This window comes from Corynebacterium ulcerans (assembly GCF_000767685.1).
Classification (GTDB): domain Bacteria; phylum Actinomycetota; class Actinomycetes; order Mycobacteriales; family Mycobacteriaceae; genus Corynebacterium; species Corynebacterium ulcerans.
Genome location: NZ_CP009622.1, coordinates 686,735 through 703,247, shown reverse-complemented (window position 1 = coordinate 703,247; position 16,513 = coordinate 686,735). Strand labels below are relative to the sequence as shown.

Sequence of the window (16,513 nt, the reverse complement as noted above, 5' to 3'; positions counted from 1 at the left end):
GGTCGCCGCTTAGTTATTTCCTCAAGATCTGATGCTGAACTAGATCAGTCAAGTCTTTTTGCGTTCCCACCACAGCTGCAGCCACAACAAAATCGGCTCCAAAAAACACCGACGAGTGTAGAACTCCATCATTTGACCAGCCAAGTTTGGTTCCCTCCACCCCAGGCAGCGTGTACGTACCAAAATCTTGCACAGTGCCATCGCTTGCTTTGCTCGCAACCGAGCGCATGGCTGTAAGAACCTTAGACTCGGGATTTTCCCGCAGCAGTTGGACAATAAAATGAACCACATCATACGTTGACGTATACGAATAGCCCCAGCGGCCAACAGTTTTTGTAGCCTCTAAGTTATATTTCCTGGCTGTCACGTCTATGCAATCTGGGTAGGCGTCGAAAAGCTCGTCTGCTATATCGTCGTCCGATTTTTGGATCATCCGAACAGCTTTTATCTGTTCTTTACGAGTTCCATGCTCAAAAACGTAGTCCGCGATATACAGCTTGCTCAGACTCAGAGCAGGCCGTGCAGTTCGTTCTGCTGCAGTTCCACGGTGCTCTCCCGTGCGCACATTCACATATGTAACTTGGTCCCGAAGCCAATCCACACCAGGCGATTGCAATGGCTCTGCGGTATCAAACACGAGTGGAGCGCTGGGAATATCTGCGGCTGAGGCCTTAGGTTGCCCTAGTGTGGCAAGGGCAGAATCACCAGAAGGCCCCTCCCCCGATACAAAGGGAAGGGCCATAAGAGCGGCCGCGGAAACAATCAGCGGCACGCACTTCCACCGCGGTAGATACGGCGCGCAATATTTTGTCGCACCCGAACCACTATCCATGCGGACAATAATAGTGTCCGACGCTGATCGCTCAACGCCGGACACCACCAGATACCCCGAACACCGCGGCAAGCTCCGGTGATGACTCACCGCGGAGGTCTATGAACGGAAATCCATGAAGTTACGGGGATACGACTAGGTTCGGGACTAGTGATCCACTGGGGCTTCGACACCAACACCGGTGAGGGAACGAACTTCCATCTCAGCCTGCAGGTCATCAAAGTTATCGGGCTTGCCCACCAAGGTTCCGATGTAACCGGCCAGGAAGGCCAGCGGGATGGAGACGATGCCGGGGCTGGTCAGCGGGAACCAAGCAAAGTCGACGCTTGGGATCATCGATGTAGGCGACCCCGATACTGCTGGGGAGAAGATAATCAGCAGCAGTGCTGCACCGAGTCCGGTGTAGATCGAGGCAACGGCACCTGTGGTGTTGAACTTCTTCCAGTACAGCGAGTACAGAATCGTCGGCAGGTTTGCAGAAGCAGCGATAGCAAAGGCAAGGGAGACCAGGAAGGCCACGTTTTGCTGCATTGCCAGGATACCCAGAGCGATAGCCGCGACACCGATCACGATAACGGTGATCCGGGAGACACGCACCTGCTCTTCCTCGGTGGATTGTCCATCGCGGAGCACTGCGTCGTAGATATCGTGAGCCACTGATGCAGAAGCGGTGATAGCGAGGCCAGCCACCACAGCGAGAACCGTAGCAAAGGCGACTGCAGAAATCAGAGCCATGAAGACAGGACCGGCAAGTTCCAGAGCGAGAAGTGGAGCTGCAGCATTCGCAGTACCTGGCGCGGCCATGATGCGGTCCGGACCAACGAGAGCGGCAGCACCGAATCCGAGAACCAGAGTCATCAGGTAGAAAGCACCGATCAAGACGATTGCCCAGGTGACTGAACGACGTGCTTCCGTTGCGGTAGGCACTGTGTAGAAGCGCATCAACACGTGTGGCAGACCAGCCGTTCCAAGAACCAGCGCAATACCTAGTGAGAGGAAATCAAGCTTGGATGTTGCCGTAGCTCCATATTTTAGGCCTGGCTCCAAAATCTGGGAGGCGTCGTAACCCTTCTTTGCCAAGTACTCGGAAGCTCCATGCGTGGAAACAGCCTGATCAAGAAGGGTTGAGAGACCGCCTTTTACCATCACAAAAACCAGAACTGTCATGATGGTCACGCCACCAACGAGAAGCACTGCCTTGATCATCTGAACATAGGTCGTGCCCTTCATACCGCCGATCAGAACATAGACGATCATGATAACGCCCACAACAGCAACGACGATCGACTGAGCTGCCCTACTGTGCAGGTCAAGAAGCACGGAGACCAGCGCACCAGCACCCGCCATCTGAGCGATCAGGTAGAACAGCGAAACAAACAAGGTACCAAAAGCCGCAGCCACACGGACTGGCTTCTGCTTAAGGCGGAAAGACAGAACATCAGCCATAGTGAAGCGCCCGACGTTACGTAGTGGCTCTGCGACGAGGAGCAGAGCGACGAGCCATGCAACGAAGAAGCCAATGGAATAGAGGAATCCGTCGTAACCGCTGAGTGCAATAGCTCCAACGATGCCTAGGAAGGAGGCAGCCGAAAGGTAATCGCCTGCGATAGCCAAACCGTTCTGCTTTCCAGAGAAGGTTCCGCCACCGGTGTAGAAGTCGGAGGCTTCTTTGGTGGATTTACCCGCACGCAAGACGACGGCCATCGTAATCACGATGAAAGCGACGAAGACGATAATGTTAAGGACTGGATTTCCGGCAGACGATTCCGCTGCTAGATAAGAGGTAGTCATGTTTAGCCCTCCATTTCTTCACGAATCGCACGTGCACGCGGCTCGATGTTCTTGTTTGCATACTTGATGTAAACCCAGGTGATCACAAAGGTGGTCAGAAACTGCGTCATTCCTAGGATCACACCTAGGTTGATCGAGCCAACCACTTTCGTACCCATAAAATCTGGAGCATAGGTCGCTGCGATAACGAATACGAGGTACCAGACGAAGAACGCGATGCTCATCGGGAAGGTGAAGGAACGGTATGTTCGCTTCAGCTCCTTGAACTGGGGGCTCACTTGCATGGCACGAAACTCTGCTGCAGTTGGCTGCCGCACGCCATGCGCCTCAGTTGGTGCACTCATCTCGAATGCTCCTTTCCTCTGAAGTGTTCGGGGGTTTCAGACGTTGAGAGTCCAACCCGTGAGAGCCGGGTCACAAACTCAATGGGTAAAAGTTACCTAAGTCACAAGATATTTGGATAGTAAATTTCCCGAACATGACCCACTCCAGCACACCAGCCACCCCCTAAAACATTCTTTTACTGCATAAATAAGAACGCAACCCCACCCCCAAATTTTCCACAATCAGACTTTTGCAAATTTTGTTAATCCCATATCCACAAGTTTTTGCGGTTTTACTTTCCGATTTCTTCCCTCTATCTTGAAGTCCCACCCGCCACGTTTCACCGCCCCATTCTGACCACAGAAAAGGTGGGCCCGACAGAAGGCCCACCTTTTATCCGCAGTACCAACCCCAGAGTTATCGCCCCTTAAACTGCGGCACCCGCTTTTCTGCCCGTGCTTGCCGCGCCTCCTTCATATCCTCACTGGACCAGCACTGAGAAAATAACACTTGCGATCGCTCATCCAACCCATAATCAGTCTCACCATGGTTCAGCGCCCCCTTGAGTTGGCGCACAGCAAGGGGCGCCAGCCCCGCCATCTCATGAGCAAAAGCAACCGCTGCAGCATGATCACCCCGGATTACGGCAAAGCCACTAGCCAGGGCCGCATCCGAGGTCAAGGTGGCACCGGCAAGGAGTAGATTCCTAGCAAAAGCACCTCCACAGAGCTTTTGGACACGTCCTATCGTCCACCCATCAAGCGCAAAGCCCAAAGACACGGCCGGAACTTTAAACCAGGCCGATTTCCCAACGACACGGAGGTCACATGCCAATGCAAGCTGCATTCCAGCTCCCACCGCAGGCCCCTGCACATTGGCTATTACCGGCACATCAGCCTGAATAATCGAACGCAGCATAGTAAAGAGCGCATCATGAAAATCGGAGCCATACACTGCCCCATCCGAGCTTTGCTCACCCACAGAAGAACCAAGATCTGCGCCTGCGCAAAAGGCCCGGCCCACCCCGCTAATCACGATCGCGCGCACCGACGCATTATCGACGGCAGCAGCAGACGCCTCAGCAACCGCATGCGCAATTGCTAAGCACATCTCACGCGAGAGAGCGTTCCGACGCTCATCCCTATCCATAACTATGTGCCGCACAAAGCCATCAGACGATACCTTGACAGTTTCCACCCCACCCAGAGCCCGCGGGGCATCGCCCTCCCGAGCGTGTTCAAGCAATCCCATCTCTCCTCCTACACGGGGTCCTTTTCACTCTTCACAGCACAAGCGCTCTGTACTAGATCACCCACTGCACATCTGGCGGGCGTCGAAAAGCTTAATCTTCTAGACCCGGCCATTCGCGCGGATCCGGGAAGGCCCTTCCGCCGGTCGCGTCGAGCGCGGTCATGGCCTTGAGCTCTTCTTCACTGAGTTCAAAATCAAAAATATCGATATTTTCGCGCTGCCTATCAGGGTGAGCCGACTTAGGAACAACCGAGCACCCCAGCTGTACAATCCATCGCAATATAATCTGAGCAGGTGTTTTTCCGTACTTCTGTGCAATTGCAGCCACCGCAGGCTCCCGCAAAGATTCCCCGTGCCCTAAGGGCGACCACGCTTCCGTAACCACTCCCAACTTGCGGTGAATCTCCCGTTGATCAGGTTGAGAGAATCCCGGATGCAATTCAACTTGGTTCACAGCAGGAGCAATGCCCGTCGCATGAGTTATCTCTTCAAGTACTTCAGGATAGAAATTGGCTACGGCTACCGACTGCAACTGCCCCAAACCCTGCAGCTTTGCCACAGCTTCAAATGTTTCCACATACAACCCTTTTTGGGGACACGGCCAATGCACCATATAGCAATCGACATAGTCGAGACCGAGCCTTGTAAGAGAATCCTGGAACCCACGCTGAACTTTATCCGCACCATGCATGTCATTCCATGCTTTAGTGGTGATAAAGAGCTCATCTCGAGTCACATCGCCAGCAACAATTGCATCGTGAATAGCTCGGCCTACTTCCTGCTCATTTTTATACAGAGCGGCGGTATCTATGTGGCGATATCCGAGATCAATTGCGCTGCGCACTGCAGTGACGGCATCCTCACCGCGTAATTCCCACGTTCCCAGCCCGATAATCGGCATTTCGGTGGCATCATTGAGTGTCACGGTAGGAACGGATTGTGCATCAATCATCATCATTCACCTCTCAGGAGTCCCGCAGGCTTAAACGTTGAAGACGTTAATCAACAGCTCTCTTTGAAGATCGCCCGTTGAGCGTCGCAATACTGCCTTGGAGCCGATCTTAGAGAAAACCAAGAAGCTTCGCTTGGTATTCATCCGTTCTCTATCTTTTCACTTCACCCAAGCACATCCTTCTGCCCAACGATGGCGGGACAAAAGAGAAGAGCGAGAGACGTTACGACTGCACCCTTGACATACCTATGCGTTAACCCGTAACCCATTAATCACAATGCTTCAATCTATCCCCCTTGTTCCAATGCTTTTACCTATATCTTTGACGTTCATCTCAGCCTTGAAAAACTTTCCCGAAACGAAAACACCCAGTTCAGGGCTAAATATTTTCAATACGGGAGCATTAAGAACAAGAGCGATATATATACAATTCTCAGTTTTCGCTACAATGTACCCAACAGCTATCGCGCACGCGCATACTGTCTTGCTAACCACACCCCTGGTTAGGCCTTTATATAGGTAATTTCCACGAAAGGAAAAACATGTCTCGCACATTGGCACTCCGCGCTGCAGTAGCACTGGTCGGAGTTTCAAGCATTGCGGTCCTCAGTGCTTGTTCGAACTCAACAGCAACAAAGGACTCCGCAGACAAAGCCATGACCTCCGCGGCTTCCACCGCAGCCAACTCGCATGCTTTTGCTACCGCTGAGCTAAAGAACCAATCCGGTGAAGGTGTAGGCACCGTCGAGTTCGACAAAACCGCTGCCGGCACCAAAATTACAGTGTCAGCAAAGGGCCTTACCCCAGGTTTCCACGGCTTCCATGTCCATGACAAGGGAGTTTGTGAGGGCAACTTTAAATCTGCCGGCGAACACCTGCACGGTAAAAACCAGCCGCATAGTGAGGGCTACCACCCCCACGCAGGCGATCTTCCCTCTCTGCTAGTAAATGCAGACGGCACAGGACACCTTGAGGTAGTCACCGATGCTATTGATGAAGACCTGCTCTTTGGCGCAGACGGCACGTCCTTGATTGTTCATGAAGGACGCGACAACTACGCCAACATCCCAGAACGTTACGCTCCCAACGGCCCAGATGAGGAAACCCTCAAGACTGGTGATGCCGGCGCACGTATCGCTTGTGGCATCATCACCAAGAAGTAAGGACTTCTAAAGCCTCCGGCTTTGCCTTCTAACCCAAACAGCAAACCCGTGCACAGGACTTCCCCGTTCTCATGTGTGCACGGGTTTTCGCCTACTCGGACGATTCCCACCAGGTACCCCCAGACACGCTTTTGTCCAGATTCACGCGTCTTTTCCCTTTTAAAACCGTTATCGTGGTCACATGACGCGCACATCCGCACACGAATTGATTACTGACGTTCTAGACTGCGACTCTTTTTGTTCTTGGGATACTCCCCCACGCTATGGAGATATTTCCGAGAGTTACCAAGAGGCCCTGGCTACTGCCCGCAAAAAATCTGGTGTGGATGAATCTGTTATCACAGGGGAAGGAACCATCTGCGGGCATCGCGTAGCCATTATCCTCAGTGAATTTTCTTTTCTCGGTGGTTCTATCGGCGCTGCTACTGCTCGCAGAATTATCAACGCCATCCATCGTGCTACGGCTGAACGCCTCCCCCTACTTATTTCTCCTTCTTCAGGAGGGACGCGAATGCAAGAGGGCACTCCTGCATTCGCGCTTATGGTGTCCATTACCACCGCGGTCTATCGACATAAGGATGCGCACCTGCCGTTTTTGGTATATCTGCGTAACCCCACCACCGGCGGAGTAATGGCTTCTTGGGGATCCGCAGGACATTTCACTTTTGCAGAGCCAGAAGCACTCTTAGGTTTTCTGGGGCCTCGGGTAGTAGAACTCACCACAGGAAGTCCGATTCCCCAAGGGGTGCAGTCTGGCGAAAATCTTGCCGCCAAAGGCGTTATAGACGGAGTAGTTTCTCCCCAACAGCTACGAGCAGCGCTTAACAAGATAGTCAATGTGCTGCTTATTCCTTCCACCACGAGCAGCCATACGCAGCTCCCAACTCCTGAACAAAGCTCCGTTCCCAGCGCGTGGGAAGCTATTACTGCTACGCGCAGAAACGATCGCCCCGGAATCCAGTCGCTCCTATCTGCAATAGGTGAAGCGAACTACATTGAGTTATCAGGAAGCGGCGATGGAAGAATCTCACCATCTGTTGTCGTCGCCCTGGCCCGGATTGAAGGCCGCACGGTAGTCGTCGTTGGACAAGATAGACACGCACAACCCCCCTTTGCAGATTCCCAACTGGGAACAGAGGCGTTACGATGCGCCCGACGAGGTATTCAGCTAGCCCACGATCTGCAATTACCGTTGCTTTCAATCATTGATACTCCCGGCGCGGAGCTGAGCGCGCATGCCGAGGAAACCGGGATGGCCGGCTCAATCGCTCGTACCCTGGGAGAGCTCGTCTCTGTTGATGTTCCCACGGTCTCCGTTATTTTGGGCCAGGGCTGCGGCGGGGGCGCATTGGCACTGCTTCCCGCGGATAAGGTTTTGGCCGCCACTCATGCGTGGCTAAGCCCACTGCCGCCCGAGGGGGCATCCGCCATCATTTATCGCGACGTTGACCACGCCCCAGCCATGATGGAAGAACAGGGAGTGTCCGCCTTCGCGTTGACGTCGGCAGGCATTGTCGACGCAATTATCCCCGAGCTCCCCGATGCCGCAGAAGAACCCCAGTTGTTCTGCGAACGAGTTCTCCATAGTATCTCCGCCGCGTTCACAGAGCTACAGCTCGCACCCCAGCGAGTAGGAAGAGAACAGCGCTTACGTCACTATGAAAAGCTTGCCGACGCCCTCAGCTAGCAGCCAATAAAACCAAGAACCGCGCTGTTTCTTCAAACAGCGCGGTTCTTAATTTATTCTACGTGGAAAGACTTAGCCTACGTTGAGCAGGTCAATCATGAACACCAACGTGCGTCCGGACAATGGGTGTCCTCCACCTGCTGGACCGTATGCTGCCTCTGGCGGGATGGTGAGCTGACGACGTCCGCCCACTTTCATTCCTGGGATTCCTTCTTGCCAGCCTGCGATCAAGCCAGACAGCGGAAACTCGATGCTTTGGCCACGATCCCATGAGGAATCGAATTCTTGGCCGGTTTCAAAGTCCACACCCACGTAGTGAACCTCGACGAGTCCACCAGGCTGCGCTTCCGGACCGTCACCTTCGACGACGTCAAGGATAACAATGTCCTCTGGCGCCGGACCTTCGGGCACCTCAATCTGGGGCTTTTCCATGGATCTCTAACTCCTAGGATCGTTGAATGGGGATGAACTCGGATTCCTAGCCTGCCTCGAACAGCTGAGGGCAAGACGAGGCACGCGAAAACCGAGCGCGTTTATTCCACTTTACTGGGAATTCGCGCGCTCGGCCTCAAAATGCAGCTCAGCAAGCTTTGTGAGGAGCTGGTTTTGCGTCGCTTAGCGCTGTTCGCGTGGCGTCACTTTACGCAAAGTCTCACCGGTGTAAATCTGGCGAGGACGGTTGATCTTGGTCGTGGTGGCCAGTTGCTCACGGTACTGTGCAATCCAGCCTGGAAGGCGACCAATAGCAAACAATACGGTGAAGAAGTCCGTCGGGAAGCCCATTGCCCGGTAGATCAAACCAGTGTAGAAGTCCACGTTGGGGTAGAGCTTACGGGAGACAAAGTAGTCGTCAGAAAGCGCAATCTCTTCTAGCTTCATAGCCAGATCCAGCAATTCGTCCCCGCCCAGGTGCTCCAAGATCTCGTGAGCAGTTTCTTTCACGATCGCCGCACGCGGATCGTAATTCTTGTACACACGGTGACCGAAGCCCATGAGGCGAACGCCTTTTTCTTTATTCTTCACGCGGTTCATGAAGTCGGTTGCGTCGCCGCCATGGTTCTGAGCGATATCGTCCAACATTTCCAGAACAGCCTGGTTGGCACCGCCATGCAGCGGGCCAGACAGCGCGTTGATACCACCTGCGATAGCAACGAACATGTTGGCCTGAGCAGATCCGATCATACGGACTGTCGATGTAGAACAGTTTTGCTCGTGATCTGCGTGCAGGATAAGCAGCTTGTCCAGGGCTTTAGCAACGACCGGATCGACTTCATAAGGCTCTGTGGGATAGCCAAACATCATACGCAGGAAGTTCTCGCGAGCGTTCAGAGAGTTATCCGGGTACATGTACGGAGCGCCCTTAGAAGCACGGTACGCATAAGCCGCAAGCATCGGAACTTTAGCCAGCAAACGAACCGTTGCCTTATCCAGCTGTGCCTCGTCCAGAGGATTGAGCTGGTCCTGGTAATAGGTGGAAAGGATGTTCACCGATGATGCAAGAACAGACATCGGATGAGCGTTACGCGGGAAGATATTAAATTGTGCCTTGAAGTCCTCATCGAGGAGCGTGTGGTGACGGATCTCAGAGTTAAAGCTGTGCAGCTCCTCCACCGTCGGGAGATGTCCCTTGATCAGTAGATAAGAAACCTCATTGAAGGTTGCGTTCTCTGCAAGGTCCGCAATGTCATAGCCGCGGTGGCGCAAGATGCCGTTGTCGCCGTCAATGTACGTAATTTTCGACTCGGTCGAACCGGTGCTGACGTAACCGGGATCGAATGTAACGAGACCGGTCTCAGAGAGCAGTTTGTCTAACACAACGCCGTCGTTACCCTCAGATGAGTGAATGAGATCCATCTCATATTCACCACCGGGGTAGTGGAGTACAGCCTTGTCTTTGTTGTCAGTAGCCACAGCTTCCCTTTCAATTTGTACTTAAATTAACGCCTATTCAGGTGTAGAAGGACGCCGTATTAATCGTTAAAGGCGAGACGCCGTTGCCCAAAACTATAACCTTTTCGGACTTTTAGCATCGGCACGGTGTCTCCTTATACGACGGCTGGAAGGTATCGCTACCCCCATTCAGCACGTAGTGTCCATCGGGAAAGTATCTAAATAAGTGCAGGTTACCGCACTCAGTCAGAGCAATCTAGCACTAGGCGCCGTCATTCTTTTCACAAAATAACTGCACCCATCCCAGCCGAGTATGAGCCAACAACTGAACATACAAAGTTCACTTTATGCGTCACTTCGCTCATAAAGATGTTGGCCAGCTTTACAGCTTTTCGGTCGAGCAATTCACAGCTTAGCAAATTTTGTGACTCACCCTACAGTGTGTCACTTCACCCCCAGCCATAACCCACAACATACTGCAAGAATCACCCACCACACCCCCTTAAGCAACCCCGCCCCAAGACCATCCTGCAATGATGCAATTTGCTAATTATCAAACCTAATTATCAACAGAAAAGACCTAGTAATTTATGCACTTTGCCGGTACTATTCGGACTGGCTGTGACATTCAACTCACACGTTTCCGTGAGAGTCCGAGGCAGCGTCCAATCTCTAGAAAGCATGAGCATGAACGAGTTCCCCGTACTACCCAGCAACCTTCTCCCCGTTGACCCTCGATTTGGATGCGGCCCTTCAAAAGTCCGCACAGAGCAACTCCTAGCGATCACCGAAAAAGGTCGCACAATTATGGGAACTTCACATCGTCAACCCGCAGTCAAAAACGTTGTGGGCAACATTCGGGAAGGACTTTCCTCCCTATTCAATCTGCCCGATGGTTATGAAATCGTCCTTTCTCTCGGCGGAGCTACTGCCTTTTGGGATTGCGCTACCTTTGGCCTGATCGAATCCAAATCCGGACACCTCACCTACGGCGAATTCTCTGGAAAATTTGCTAGTGCAGCAGCCAAAGCCCCCTGGCTACAAGAACCCACTGTCATTTCCGCAGAACCTGGCGATGCACCAACCCCCGTTGCTTTAGACGGCTGTGACGTTTTAGCCTGGGCGCATAATGAGACGTCCACGGGCGCTATGGTTCCAGTAACCCGTCCGACAGGTTCCGAGAGCCAACTGGTAGTCATTGACGCAACCTCAGGAGCGGGGGGACTTCCCGTAGAGATCGATCAAGCTGACGTTTATTACTTCTCACCCCAAAAATGCTTTGCCTCCGACGGCGGTCTCTGGCTTGCCGCGATGAGCCCGGCAGCTTTAGAACGTATCCAGAAGATCAATTCTTCCGATCGATTCATCCCAGATTTCCTCAACCTGCAAACAGCCGTCGATAATTCCCGCAAAAATCAGACTTATAACACACCTGCGGTATCCACGCTGCTCATGTTGGAACAGCAGGTTCAGTGGATGAACAGCCAGGGCGGGTTATCTGCCATGGTGCAGCGCACAATCGCTTCTTCCGATGCTCTCTACCAATGGGCTGAGGCTCGTCAGGAAACAACGCCTTTTGTTGCTGCACCAGAAAAACGCTCTCTTGTTGTGGGAACCATTGATTTTGATGATTCCATCGATGCTGCACAGGTGGCTCGAATTCTTCGCGCGAATGGGATTCTTGATGTCGAGCCATACCGCAAGCTCGGACGCAACCAACTGCGCATCGGCATGTTCCCAGCTATCGAGACTTCAGACGTCAGAATCCTGACATCCGCAATCGATTACATCCTGGACAATTCACTCGCTCTCGCGTAACGGCGGCAACACCCCTTAGGTGGCGTCGAAAAGCTTAACGACGCCACCTAAGATCCCACAGTTCTCTCAGTGCCCATGACAGCCACCCCATGGCGCTTCCACAAGCATTCATCCCACATGCCGGCCAAGCACCGGCCGTTGGAAGCATCGCTGCGTTAAAGTAGAGGATGGTTATGTCCATCATCACAGCAAAGGAGTACTGATGCAGGAACTCGTTCTCATACCAAGCGAGTCCACGAAGACGTCTCTTGTCTTCCACGCCGCTGAGTCCCCTGAGGACCAGTACTTCCTCGTCGTCGACGACTCCTTGCGTGCCGCGCTGTTGGGAAAGACCTCCGAGGATCAATCCTCTGCGGCGGAGGATACCGCTGACTCTGATTCCCCAGCAGATACGACAGAGATGTCCTCCGAACTGGAACAGGTTCGTCCTGCTGAGATCGCCACGGTTCCCCCGGCAACAGACGCACATGGACAACGAGAGCTGCGCGCCAAAGAAATGGACCCTCGACTCTCTACTCCGCTAGCCATGAGACCGCGGGAAATCCAGGATCGGATCCGCGGAGGCGCAACTGTAGCTCAGCTCGCAGAGGAAAACGGGGTCACAGAATCTCGTATTGAGCCCTATGCACACCCAGTCTTGCTGGAGCGTGCACGCATCGCAGATATGGCTAAGCAGTCACATCCCGTACGCGATGACGGGCCAGCACGTCTTACATTATGGGAAGTATTGGCCACTGCGTTTGCAGCTCGCGGTCTTGATCTATCGACCACACGCTGGGATGCATATCGCGACACTTCCGGACAATGGATCGCTACCGTGTCATGGAAATCTGGTGTCAGCGACCTCACCGCAGAGTGGTCTTACCACCGCAATAGTATGTCCTCTACCACCGCAATTGCACGAAACGGAATTGCCGCAGATCTTATCGATCCCGATTTCATCCAACCCGTGCGAACAATCTCCCCAGTAGGAAGGCCACGCGCGGTTGAGGTCTTTGATGCTGCCCCGTCTCCTGAGGTTTCCGATGACCCACACGCCGAGTCGGAGATTGAAAAAACTCGTGATGATCTTCCCCCTATCACAGATGTCGAAGAGCCGCAGCGAGAGATTTCTTCTCAAGATTCCATAGAAGTTTCTGGAGAGGGATTCTTCCAGCGTCCAGAGCAACAGCCTAAAGCCCCCTCTAAACGTCGCCGCAAAGCTGTAACTCCCCACTGGGAAGACGTCCTACTTGGTGTACGCACCAACACTAAGCGTCCCCGATCCTAATTAACTCCCACCCCGTTTTATCGCTTCCCTCCCCTTTTACTTCTTTGCGATAAGGAACGATTCTTATGAGCACACCCGATTATGGAGATCCCTCAGCTCCGCGTCACGACGCCGTGGTGACCTTGTGGTTTGTTACAACCGCAGACCCCGGCGCGGTTATAGCAAAGCAGCCCCGAGCTGACCGGGGGTTTGGCCGAAAACTACTAGCCCAACTAAATCCGCGCTGGCCAATCACTCCCATTGGCCAGTTTTCTTTGAATCGTTCAGCGCAGGCTTCCCCTCATGAATTCTATATCGCGGGATTTGAGGGGCTTTCGATCATCCAAACAGGTGTAGCCGACGCCACTAACCTATCCGAACTTAATCCAAAACTTCGTTCTTGTATCCCAGCAGCAGATGTCTACGCCTTTGCAATCAACGAGGAGACCGGACTGGGAGCTTTTGCACATTGGACCGGCGATGCCCTGCGGCGGTCCTTTTCCGCCCGTAGAGAGCGAGTATATGAGGATCTGGGGCTGCCGGAGCCCTTTGAAAACCCCTATTGGGCAGGAGAAAAAGCAGAGGATACCGGAGGCATTACCCTGCCTTTCTGGCCCATTGAACTCGTGTATGAGGCCCAAAGGCAATGGCTCGGTTTTGACGTCGAGGATGCATCCGACATCAACGTAGCAGCCTTTGCCGTTGACGGCCGACCCGAGCCCAAACTCGTGGATCATCCTTCCGACCAGAAAAAGAGCATTCAGTCTTTGGTCACCACAGCTTCTTCCAAACTCGGACTGGGAGAATCCCGAAATGACTATGACGACTATGAACAGCATGGCTCCGAGCCGCCGGTCACCGCAGAGCTGGCCCGTTACGCGGAAGTGTCAAAGGATGTGGCCCAGCACCTCGCTGTTGCTGCAGGGAAAAAGATTCGAACTTTTTCCCGCAAGCTAGCTGAAAAACTGAGACACACCGACCGCCCCTAATTACCTCAGTGACCTGTCACGCTCATAAAAGGCAATAGCTGCAGACGTGGCAAGGTTAAGCGAATCAGTTCCGGGTGCCATCGGAATGCGAGCTCTCACGTCAGTTGCGCGCATAGCGTGCTCGGTAAGTCCTGGGCCTTCGGCACCTACTAAGAGTGCCACTTTGTCATACGGGCGCCCGGTGGCGTCGACAAGCGCATCTGCAAGGTGTTCGGCCTCGGGATGAGGGGTCAGAGAAACCAGATGGAAGCCTGCTTCTTTCAGTTCCTCTAGTTCTCGCTGCCATGTTGTTCTTTTACCACCAAAATGAGCAAAAGGTGTCCGGAGCACATGCCCCATGGAAACACGCACGACGCGGCGGTAGAGAGGGTCCGCGCAACCATTGCCAAACAAGATGGCGTCAACGCCCATCCCTGCGGCATTACGGAACATTGAGCCAATGTTCTCGTGGTCGCCTACCCCCTCGAGTATGGCAACAGTGCGTGCTTCAGATATGGCTTCTGTGATGGATAGCCCCGTCACACGGTCGGCTGCTGCTAGCAGTCCGCGGTGCATGTCAAAACCAGCCACGCTCGCCAGCGTCTCTCGGTCCAGGGAGTAGACGGGAATATCGCGTACCAGCTCGGCCATCGCAGGATCGCTAAGAAATGATTCGAGTTTTGCGGGAAAACCAATGAGACACCGAACCGGAAAACGCGATTGCATAAGCCTGCCAACCACCAGCGGCCCTTCGGCAATGACCAAACCTTTGCCGCCAGGAAGATCTGGCCGATTGTCGGAATGATTCAAGTCTCGGAAATCATCAAGACGCGGGTCTTCGGCATCTGTGATATGCACAATGTTGAGCGCCGATGGAGTTGGTTGTTCAGTCACGCATTACATGTTATCGCGGGTGGGGATTCTTCAGCGCCTCGGTAGCTCGAAGAACCCCTTGTGAGAACGTCAAGAGTTCCTCATTTAATAAAAAACTCCCGATCAGGCACAGGCATGCCGTAATCGGGAGTCTCATGGGACATAACGCTGTCCCTTAATGCTTAGCCAAGAGCCGACATAATCGGGTCTATGGAGAAGTACATCACAAACAATGCGGAGACCAGCCACATAATCCAGTGGATTTCTTTGGCTTTTCCGGCAAAGAGAGTCATCAGGGTGAAGGCAATGAAACCGACTCCGATGCCATTAGCGATCGAGTAGGTAAAAGGCATGATGACGATGGTGAGGAAGGCTGGGAGCGCAATGTTGAACTTTGTAAAGTCAATCTCGCTCACCTGTCCGATCATCATTGCGCCGACCACGACGAGGACCGGTGCAGCTGCTTCAATCGGCACTATCTCATACAACGGTGTAAGGAACATCGCGAGGAGGAAGAGAAGACCAGTGACCACGTTAGCCAGGCCGGTACGAGCACCGTCTGCAATACCAGCAGCGGAGTCAACGTAAACAGTCGCAGAGGAAGCAGAGGCGCCGCCACCAATAATTGCGCCTGCGCCTTCAACAACAAGCGCCTTCTTCATGTCCGGGAGTACGCCGTTGTCGTCGACAAGCCGTGCTTGCTTTCCTAGTGCCGTCATGGTTCCCATTGCGTCAAAGAAGTTAGCCAACACGAGGGTAAACAGCAGCAAGGTAGCTGCTAGGGCGCCAACCTTGGTAAAAGCACCAAAGAGAGAGACATTACCGACGAGGGAAAGATCTGGGATTCCGCCAAAGCCCTCCGGGATCATCGGGATTGCAAGACTCCAACCTCCGGTGGGGTTATCCACGGAAGAGCCAGCACCAGTCAAGGCTTCTACGATCATGCCGATGATTGTGGTAGCCACGATGCCGATGAAAAGACCGCCGCGAATGTTGCGGATTACCATGAAGCCACAAATCAGCAGGCCGATGATAAAGACGAAGGTAGGCCACGAAGCAATCGAACCATTGGTGCCCAATCCGACTGGGACAGTAGTGTGTGCAGCGTCTGGGAGGCGACGCACAAAGCCGGCGTCGACAAGCCCGATAAGAGCAATGAACATGCCGATACCAACGCTCATAGCGGCGATCATCGGCTTAGGAATGGCGTCAAAAACCGCTTGACGGAAACCAGAAACCGCCAGGATGACGATGATCACGCCGTCGAGGACTACCAGGCCCATGGCCTCTGCCCAGGTCAGCCCCTCAGTGGAGACCATGGAGACTGCAACAAGGGTGTTGATGCCAAGGCCAGCCGCGATACCAAAGGGGTATTTGGCGATAACGCCAAAAAGAATCGTCATTACGCCAGCTACAAAAGCAGTAGCTGCGGCCACCTGCGGAATACCAAGTACTGTTCCCTCGGAGTCAGGACTCGTCCCTAGGATGAGAGGGTTAAGGATGATGATGTAAGCCATCGCAAAGAACGTGACCACACCTGCACGAACTTCGGTTCCAATTGTTGAACCACGCTCACTGATCTTGAAATAGCGATCGAACGCGCCGCGAGACTTCTCAGTCTGCTTCGGCGCTGCTTGATCAGAAGTAGGCATAGAAGCCATCTGATTCGCTCCAAATGTTTTAAAAGAGGGATACCTCGGAAAAACTTCCGCAAA

General features: G+C 53.4%; 14 protein-coding genes. 5 read left to right on the top strand and 9 right to left on the bottom strand.

Annotation, left to right across the window (positions count from 1 at the left end; all coding sequences use genetic code 11):
* Positions 1 to 13: 13 nt before the first annotated feature.
* From CULFRC11_RS03255 to CULFRC11_RS03235, 5 genes are all read right to left on the bottom strand, one after another.
* Positions 14 to 832, bottom strand: a complete 819-nt coding sequence (locus CULFRC11_RS03255; protein ID WP_038620951.1) for a hypothetical protein — start codon at positions 830 to 832, stop codon at positions 14 to 16.
* Between the two features lie 147 nt (positions 833 to 979).
* Positions 980 to 2,623: a monocarboxylic acid transporter gene (locus CULFRC11_RS03250; RefSeq protein WP_023635346.1), complete on the bottom strand. Its 1,644-nt coding sequence runs from the start codon at positions 2,621 to 2,623 to the stop codon at positions 980 to 982.
* A gap of 2 nt (positions 2,624 to 2,625) precedes the next feature.
* Positions 2,626 to 2,967 carry a DUF485 domain-containing protein gene (locus CULFRC11_RS03245; protein ID WP_013911036.1) on the bottom strand — a complete coding sequence of 114 codons (342 nt, stop codon included), beginning with the start codon at positions 2,965 to 2,967 and terminating at the stop codon, positions 2,626 to 2,628.
* Positions 2,968 to 3,364: 397 nt separating this feature from the next.
* The gene (locus CULFRC11_RS03240) at positions 3,365 to 4,198 is read right to left on the bottom strand and encodes an enoyl-CoA hydratase (RefSeq protein ID WP_023635345.1); all 834 of its coding nucleotides are present in this window, start codon (positions 4,196 to 4,198) and stop codon (positions 3,365 to 3,367) included.
* Between the two features lie 91 nt (positions 4,199 to 4,289).
* Positions 4,290 to 5,150 carry an aldo/keto reductase gene (locus CULFRC11_RS03235; RefSeq protein ID WP_031270123.1) on the bottom strand — a complete coding sequence of 287 codons (861 nt, stop codon included), beginning with the start codon at positions 5,148 to 5,150 and terminating at the stop codon, positions 4,290 to 4,292.
* Positions 5,151 to 5,692: 542 nt separating this feature from the next.
* On the opposite strand from CULFRC11_RS03235, the gene CULFRC11_RS03225 reads away from it, so the two are divergent.
* Both CULFRC11_RS03225 and CULFRC11_RS03220 read left to right on the top strand, forming a co-directional pair.
* Positions 5,693 to 6,313: a superoxide dismutase family protein gene (locus CULFRC11_RS03225; protein WP_038620403.1), complete on the top strand. Its 621-nt coding sequence runs from the start codon at positions 5,693 to 5,695 to the stop codon at positions 6,311 to 6,313.
* Positions 6,314 to 6,494: 181 nt separating this feature from the next.
* Positions 6,495 to 8,000 carry a carboxyl transferase domain-containing protein gene (locus CULFRC11_RS03220; RefSeq protein ID WP_023635342.1) on the top strand — a complete coding sequence of 502 codons (1,506 nt, stop codon included), beginning with the start codon at positions 6,495 to 6,497 and terminating at the stop codon, positions 7,998 to 8,000.
* A 72-nt stretch (positions 8,001 to 8,072) separates the two neighbouring features.
* On the opposite strand, the gene fkpA is transcribed toward CULFRC11_RS03220, so the two are convergent.
* Together fkpA and CULFRC11_RS03210 are read right to left on the bottom strand one after the other, a co-directional pair.
* The gene (gene fkpA, locus CULFRC11_RS03215) at positions 8,073 to 8,432 is read right to left on the bottom strand and encodes an FKBP-type peptidyl-prolyl cis-trans isomerase FkpA (protein WP_013241465.1); all 360 of its coding nucleotides are present in this window, start codon (positions 8,430 to 8,432) and stop codon (positions 8,073 to 8,075) included.
* 183 nt (positions 8,433 to 8,615) lie between these two features.
* On the bottom strand, positions 8,616 to 9,911 hold the full coding sequence (locus CULFRC11_RS03210; RefSeq protein WP_023635341.1) for a citrate synthase: 1,296 nt from the start codon (positions 9,909 to 9,911) through the stop codon (positions 8,616 to 8,618).
* 666 nt (positions 9,912 to 10,577) lie between these two features.
* On the opposite strand from CULFRC11_RS03210, the gene serC reads away from it, so the two are divergent.
* The 3 genes from serC (at position 10,578) to CULFRC11_RS03195 (ending at position 13,946) form a co-directional block, all read left to right on the top strand.
* The gene (gene serC / locus CULFRC11_RS03205; protein ID WP_023635340.1) at positions 10,578 to 11,708 is read left to right on the top strand and encodes a phosphoserine transaminase; all 1,131 of its coding nucleotides are present in this window, start codon (positions 10,578 to 10,580) and stop codon (positions 11,706 to 11,708) included.
* A 202-nt stretch (positions 11,709 to 11,910) separates the two neighbouring features.
* The gene (sepH, locus tag CULFRC11_RS03200) at positions 11,911 to 12,978 is read left to right on the top strand and encodes a septation protein SepH (RefSeq protein WP_023635339.1); all 1,068 of its coding nucleotides are present in this window, start codon (positions 11,911 to 11,913) and stop codon (positions 12,976 to 12,978) included.
* 65 nt (positions 12,979 to 13,043) lie between these two features.
* Complete coding sequence (locus tag CULFRC11_RS03195; protein ID WP_023635338.1) at positions 13,044 to 13,946, top strand: DUF6928 family protein; 903 nt, start codon at positions 13,044 to 13,046, stop codon at positions 13,944 to 13,946.
* On the opposite strand, the gene CULFRC11_RS03190 is transcribed toward CULFRC11_RS03195, so the two are convergent.
* Entirely contained in the window at positions 13,947 to 14,819 is an 873-nt protein-coding gene (locus CULFRC11_RS03190) for a TrmH family RNA methyltransferase (RefSeq protein WP_023635337.1), read from the bottom strand.
* Between the two features lie 161 nt (positions 14,820 to 14,980).
* Entirely contained in the window at positions 14,981 to 16,459 is a 1,479-nt protein-coding gene (locus tag CULFRC11_RS03185; protein ID WP_013911026.1) for an NCS2 family permease, read from the bottom strand.
* Positions 16,460 to 16,513 lie beyond the last annotated feature (54 nt).